The sequence below is a fragment of the Methylobacterium sp. genome, from assembly GCF_019750675.1.
In the GTDB taxonomy this organism is placed as follows: domain Bacteria; phylum Pseudomonadota; class Alphaproteobacteria; order Rhizobiales; family Beijerinckiaceae; genus Methylobacterium.
The window spans coordinates 1-6,111 of the sequence record NZ_JAIEOF010000056.1; the positions used below are offsets into that span (position 1 = coordinate 1).

5 protein-coding genes and 2 pseudogenes are annotated in these 6,111 nt (G+C 66.9%); 2 read left to right on the forward strand and 5 right to left on the reverse strand.

The window, feature by feature from the left end:
- Positions 1–185, reverse strand: a pseudogene (locus K2X24_RS02780) (ribosome maturation factor RimP); the annotation flags it as partial.
- Between the two features lie 222 nt (positions 186–407).
- Between K2X24_RS02780 and K2X24_RS02785 the strand changes: the two are divergent.
- Complete coding sequence (locus K2X24_RS02785) at positions 408–1,058, forward strand: CatB-related O-acetyltransferase (RefSeq protein WP_292494426.1); 651 nt, start codon at positions 408–410, stop codon at positions 1,056–1,058.
- 30 nt (positions 1,059–1,088) lie between these two features.
- Here K2X24_RS02785 and K2X24_RS02790 read toward each other — a convergent pair whose 3' ends face one another.
- The 4 genes from K2X24_RS02790 to K2X24_RS02805 all read right to left on the reverse strand — a co-directional run bounded on the left by K2X24_RS02790 (position 1,089) and on the right by K2X24_RS02805 (position 5,533).
- Positions 1,089–1,814, reverse strand: coding sequence for a hypothetical protein (locus K2X24_RS02790; RefSeq protein WP_292494428.1), 726 nt, complete (start codon positions 1,812–1,814; stop codon positions 1,089–1,091).
- On the reverse strand, positions 1,811–2,737 hold the full coding sequence (locus K2X24_RS02795; RefSeq protein ID WP_292494429.1) for a hypothetical protein: 927 nt from the start codon (positions 2,735–2,737) through the stop codon (positions 1,811–1,813). Before K2X24_RS02795 ends, K2X24_RS02790 begins: the two co-directional genes overlap by 4 nt.
- A gap of 484 nt (positions 2,738–3,221) precedes the next feature.
- Positions 3,222–4,253, reverse strand: a complete 1,032-nt coding sequence (locus K2X24_RS02800; RefSeq protein ID WP_292494431.1) for an aspartate-semialdehyde dehydrogenase — start codon at positions 4,251–4,253, stop codon at positions 3,222–3,224.
- 266 nt (positions 4,254–4,519) lie between these two features.
- The gene (locus K2X24_RS02805; protein WP_292494433.1) at positions 4,520–5,533 is read right to left on the reverse strand and encodes an LLM class flavin-dependent oxidoreductase; all 1,014 of its coding nucleotides are present in this window, start codon (positions 5,531–5,533) and stop codon (positions 4,520–4,522) included.
- A gap of 246 nt (positions 5,534–5,779) precedes the next feature.
- Between K2X24_RS02805 and K2X24_RS02810 the strand changes: the two are divergent.
- Positions 5,780–6,111 (forward strand): annotated as a pseudogene (locus K2X24_RS02810) (hypothetical protein); the annotation flags it as partial.

A 6,111-nucleotide genomic window follows, 5' to 3' on the forward strand; every position in this document is an offset into this window, starting at 1 on the left:
TCGGCCATGATCTGCACCGTGCAGCCGTTGGCGCTCGACACCTTCACCCGGACCACCCGGTAGCCCAGGCCCTGGATCGAGCCCTCGATGACCTGCACCACCCGCGCGGCGACGCCCGTCTCGGTGATGAGGCGTTTTTCTGTGAGGTCGCTGTGCGACGGGTCGGTGTTGGAAGGGTCCGCCATGCTGCGCTTGAAGTCCGGCCTTGTCCGAGGCGATCCGGCGCGGGAGTCCTTGCGGCAATAAAAAAGAGCGGACCCGGTGGGGCCCACTCCCGAACCGCAGTCTCACAACTGCAACCAGAACTGATTTTTCTGAATTAGGCGAGTTCACCGCGATTTTCAAGCCATTTCGGTTCGCCGAGGCGCTGTTATCCCGGGCGGCAGACCTGATTTCTGGAGCCCCGCATGCCGCATGATCCCCGCTTTGGCCCCGACCCCGACAGCCTGCACCCGCTGCCGGACCACCCGCGCGTCACCTTCATCCGAAACCTGGATCTACCGCCGAACGTCGAGGTCGGCGCCTACACCTATTACGACGACCCCGCCGGACCGCAGGCCTTCCTCGAGGACCTCCTCTATCACTTCGCCTTCCTGGGCGACCGCCTGCGCATCGGGCGCTTCTGCGCCATCGCGGCCGGCACCCGCTTTCTCATGAACGGCGGCAACCATCGCCTGGACGCACCCTCCACTTACCCATTCGCGATCTTCGGCGGCGCCTGGGCCGGACGCTTCCCCGATGAGACAGCCTTCCCGAATCGCGGCGACACGGTGATCGGCCACGATGTCTGGCTCGGCCACGACGCGACGATCCTGCCGGGCGTCAGCATCGGCACCGGCGCCGTGGTGGCGGCGAAAACCGTGGTCACCCGCGACGTGCCGCCCTACGCCATCGTGGCCGGCAATCCAGCCGTCATCGTGCGGATGCGGGTGCCGCCGGAGGTGGCGGAGCGGTTGTTGGCCCTGGCGTGGTGGGATTGGACGCCTGAGCGGATTACGCGCTGCCTGCGGGCGATCAGCGGTGGGGATGTGGCGGCGTTGGAGGGAGCGTGCTCTTGAGGGATGCCTCTGTTCGGACACCGGATCGGCTCATGGCGTGTCGTCCGCAGGCGTCTCTTCGGCGTGGAAACCTGCCTCTTCGATCGGGAATGCCCCGGGGGTTCGCAAGGCTGCTCGCTTGCACCCCACAGCGTTCTCGGTCTCCCAGGTGTAGAGGAGATCGGTCAACGTGCGCCGGTCATCAGCCATCAGAGGTTTGCCGATCCGGCGGATTCGGTCGTAGCGCGGCTGGAAAAAGGGATCGGCGAAGACATGACCAGCCGCGTAATAGGCCTCGATGCCAGTCCAGATGGCCCGGGCGTCGTCGAGATTGCCGAGAGCGATGGCGTTGACCAAGCGCCATTCCGGTGGGTAGTAGGGCTGCGATTCCGGTCGATCTCGGGCGAATTCCAGGCGCTTCCGATCCGTGTCCAGGGGGCGCATAACCGGAATGGCTTCGCGCTCGCAGGATATCACGAAGTCCTCGGCCATGGTCGGATCGCTCCAGACCCATCCGCGCACGCGAGGTTCGGATCGATGGATGCCGGACGAGCAGCGTCCGTAGGTCATTCCCCGGCTGTCACTCGGATCGAAGGATTCACTCAAAAACCAGTGCAGTTTGAACAGGTCGGGAACGCTCGTGCGGTTGATGAGGATCTCGCGCGCGACATGGCCCGTCGGCTGGAACCTAAGCGTGCAAAAATCCGCGAGCACGAGGTCCGGGTGGCGCTCCAGGAGTGGCGCCACCAAGGTCTTGATCTGTTTCGCAGTCGTCATGTGTTGGGTTTCACCTGCACGATCACGAATCCCTTCGCGGTTGGGTGATAACCCTTCGCAGCCACGTACAGCTCAAGCGCGCGACGACCGTCTATTTCAGCTGTCCCGGTTTTATAGTCATAGACGCAAACCAAATCATCGGGAGTTAATCCAAAAAGATCAAGCCGGAGTGAATCCCTCCTACTGTAAAATTCGGGTTTGCCTTCTTTTGTCAATAAAAACTCGACAATGAATTTCGGGTCCGGCGGATCACCGAAGAATTGTGCGAGCCTGGAATGGATGACCAAGCCGAGTTCCTTGCCGCGGAGATTAGGATAAGCAGTCCGAACCTCGGTGGTAATCCGATCCGTTTCGCGCATGACGTCATTCCACCTGGGGCAGGCCTGGCCCAATTCTGGCATCGTGAGTTGTTTGATGACCGGGATCGGAAGTTTCTCGTCACTTTTCGGATCGAGAGCATAGCTGCGCGCCGTCATCCCCAACGCCGTCCCAAATCCGCCCTTGCGTGCGCTCAGCACCGTGAAGAGCAACGCCGCCGCCTCGAACGTCGCCCTCGCGGCAGCCGCGCCGACCAGCGGTGCTGCCTGTAGGAACGCCGGTTGGACCGTCGCCTCTGATTCGATCCCAAAGGGTGAGAAGGTCGTCCGCGACAGCACCTCGCCGCTCTGCCCGTCCCGGATCGTCTGGACGTCGCCGTCGTTCTCGAAAAGACGGCTCTCGCCGTCCGGCGTGACGACTTTGTGCTGTTCGTCCCAGTCGCCCCGCCCGGATCGGATCCGGAGGGTCAGTACCTCACCGCCGCCGTCCAGCAGGGTGCGATGCGGCGCCTCCGTATCGGAGTCGGCCGCATCGAGGGAGGCCCAGCGTCCGCCCCCACGCGGTAGCTGGTCGATCAGTCCGCCACTGGGTTCACCGCCCGACACCCAGCGCCCACCATCGCTCTGTCCCGCGGGCGCCCGGGGCTGATCGGGGCTGTACTTCCGGCTCAGAGAGCGGCGCAGTCGGATCAGCTTGGTCTCCGTGCGCAGAACCGCGAGGAGCAGGCGCAGATCGTGCGCCTCGGTGGTGGTCCTGGAGGGGCTTCGGCGCTGAATCTTCGAAATCGCGATCGCTTAGTTCATGGTATGTTCTGTGATGTCGTAGCCGATGTTAGGAAAACATTCAAGGAATTTCGTCTTATTCTCGTTCTCGCTGAGCCCGGCCTGCGTTGGGGCCCGGCAAGGCCCGGCGGACGAACGCCGCCGTGTCGCTGCGCAGGCTGAGCCTTGATGTGTCCGGCTCATCGAGGTCCGGTATCGAGGCGGGATTGCGCATGGAAACGCAAAACGCCGCCCCGCGAGCGGGACGGCGTCGATCAAAGGCGAAGGACCGGTCCCCGCGACAGGGGCCGGCGTATGGCGTCGAACCTCAGGCCGCCTGCTGTCGCTTCAGCAGCTTCCGGTTCACCAGCATCTCGGCGATCTGCACGGTGTTGAGCGCCGCGCCCTTGCGCAGGTTGTCGGCGACGCACCAGAAGTTCAGGCCGTTCTCCACCGTGGCGTCCTCGCGGATGCGGGAGACGTAGGTGGCGTCCTCGCCGGCGGCCTCGTGCGGGGTCATGTAGCCGCCGGGCTCGCGCTTATCGACCACCATCAGGCCGGGGGCCGAGCGCAGGATCTGGGTGGCCTGCTCCGCCGTGATCGGGCGCTCGAACTCGACGTTCACGGCTTCCGCGTGGCCGATGAAGACCGGCACGCGCACGGCGGTGGCGGTAAGCTTGATCTTGGGGTCGAGCATCTTCTTGGTCTCGGCGACCATCTTCCACTCTTCCTTCGTGTAGCCGTCCTCCATGAACACATCGATGTGCGGGATGACGTTGAAGGCGATGCGCTTCGTGAACTTCTCGGCCTTGATCTCGCCGGCGGTGAAGACCGAGCGGGTCTGCTGGAAGAGTTCGTCCATGGCGTCCTTGCCGGCGCCGGAGACGGATTGATAGGTCGCGACCACCACGCGCTTGATCGTGGCGGCATCGTGGAGCGGCTTCAGCGCGACCACGAGCTGCGCCGTGGAGCAGTTCGGGTTGGCGATGATGTTGAGCTTGGAGAAGCCGTGGATGGCGTCCGGGTTCACCTCAGGCACGATCAGCGGAACGTCCTGGTGATAGCGGAAGGCCGAGGAGTTATCGATCACGACGCAGCCGGTCTGGCCGATGCGGGGCGACCACTCCTTCGAGGTCTCGCCGCCGGCCGACATCAGGCAGATGTCCGTGTCGGAGAAGTCGTAGGAATCGAGGGCCTTCACCTTCAGGATCTTGTCGCCGAAGGACACCTCCTGGCCGGCCGAGCGGCGCGAGGCGATCGCCACCACCTCGTCCGCCGGAAAGGCGCGCTCGGACAGGATGTCCAGCATCTCGCGGCCCACATTGCCCGTGGCACCCACGACGGCGACCTTGTAACCCATGGTTCTTCACTCCGCTCTGCGCGGGCGCCGAGGGGCCGGGCGGCGCCCGCCGACCCGGCGAGGCGCAGCGTCCGGTCCCGGCGCCGTTCTCAAGCCTTCCTGCCGTGCGCCGCACCACCGGGGGTGGCCGGCGGCCCGCCGGCCGCGAAGGTACGCGGCCCGATCCCGGTCCGCTCCGTCCGGCGACGGCCGCATCGCAGCATGAGTCGCCAAGGGCGGGAGCAAGACGCTTCGCTCCCGCCGCTGTCAAGGGTCGGCCGCTCCGATCACGCCACCAGGGCGGCGGGGACGGCGCCGAGGGCGTCCCGCGCCTGCGCCAGGATCGTGTAGGATCGCCGCCGCGCGGCGGGGTCGTGGATCGCCGCCGCCGCCATGATCTCGTCGGCGCCGGTCTCGCGGATCAGGTCCGCGAGGCCCTGCCGCACGGTCTCGGGCGAGCCGACGAGGGCGCGTGCCAGCATCCGCGAGGCCTGCGCCTTCTCGTGGGGCGCCCAGTACGTCTCGATATCGTCGATGGGCGGACGCAGGAGGCCACGGGTGCCACGCACCAGGTTGGTAAATTGCTGCTGGCCCGAGGTGAACAGCCTGCGCGCCTCGGCGTCGGTCTCCGCCGCCACCACGTTGACGCCGATCATCGCGTGCGGCCGGCTGAGCTGCGCCGAGGGCTGAAAGCGCTCTCGGTAGATCCTGAGCGCAGGCAGCAGCTGCTCGGGCGCGAAGTGCGAGGCGAAGGCGTAGGGGAGCCCGAGCATCGCGGCGAGCTGCGCGCCGTAGGTGCTCGACCCGAGGATCCAGAGGGGTACCTTCAGCCCCGTGCCCGGAACCGCCTGGACGGCCTGCCCAGGTTGCGGGTCGCCGAACAGCGCCTGCAGTTCCAGCACGTCCTGCGGGAAGGTGTCGGCGGCGTCGGCCGAGCGCCGCAGCGCCCGGGTGGTGCGCGGGTCGGTGCCGGGGGCGCGCCCGAGGCCGAGGTCGATCCGGCCGGGGAACAGGGACTCCAGGGTGCCGAACTGCTCGGCGATCACCAGGGGCGCGTGGTTCGGCAGCATGATGCCGCCAGCGCCGACGCGGATCGTGCGGGTGCCGGCCGCGACGTGACCGATCACGACGGCGGTGGCCGCGCTGGCGACGCCGATCATGTTGTGGTGCTCGGCGAGCCAGAACCGCCGGTAGCCGTGCGCTTCCGCATGGCGGGCGAGGTCCAGGCTGTTGCGCAGGGCATCCGCGGGCGTCGCGCCCTCGGGCACGAAGGCGAGGTCGAGGACGGAAAGGGGGATCATGGATTCCTTGGTCATGTCGCGCGGTGGTGCCCCCTGCACCAAATCGCGATGGACTGCGCGTGCTGCAAGCCGGGGCGGGCATGTGTCGCCCGCATGGGTCGATACCGATGATTCACCCTGTCGGCGGAAAGCCCTCACCGGTCTCCCCTTTGGAAACCCGTGCTTGGCGGAGACGCAGGCAGTGTCGGTTCGTATGGGCGGCCCACGGTCGCCGGCGAATCCCGGAACGCGATGCGACTGATCCCGATGCCAGCAGCCCCAACGCGAACACTCTCCGAAGGAGAGGATTCCGGTCCGGACCTCACGGTCCCGGCCAAGCGACGGCGTTCACTCCTGTCGGTGCGCAATCTGGCTCGGGTCGCGGGCGCCGGCACGGCCATCGCGGCCTTGAGCTTCGTGGTGCAGGAGGGGCGGCCACGCGCGACGCTGCCGGCGGTCAGCGCCGAAGCCGGTGCCGGTGCCGGCACGGTGCCGGCCTCCGCGCAGGTCGTCCGTGCCGCGAGGCCCCTCGCCGAGACGGCGCCGCGCTTTCGCCTCGACGACCCCGAGGCGATCGAGCCGCCGCGCGCCGAGGCCGC

Excerpts from the sequence above, each read along its gene's own strand:
- K2X24_RS02785 (WP_292494426.1), top strand. The coding sequence starts at position 408 with ATGCCGCATGATCCCCGCTTTGGCCCCGACCCCGACAGCCTGCACCCG.
- K2X24_RS02790 (WP_292494428.1), bottom strand. The coding sequence starts at position 1,814 with ATGACGACTGCGAAACAGATCAAGACCTTGGTGGCGCCACTCCTGGAG.
- K2X24_RS02800 (WP_292494431.1), bottom strand. The coding sequence starts at position 4,253 with ATGGGTTACAAGGTCGCCGTCGTGGGTGCCACGGGCAATGTGGGCCGC.
- K2X24_RS02805 (WP_292494433.1), bottom strand. The coding sequence starts at position 5,533 with ATGATCCCCCTTTCCGTCCTCGACCTCGCCTTCGTGCCCGAGGGCGCG.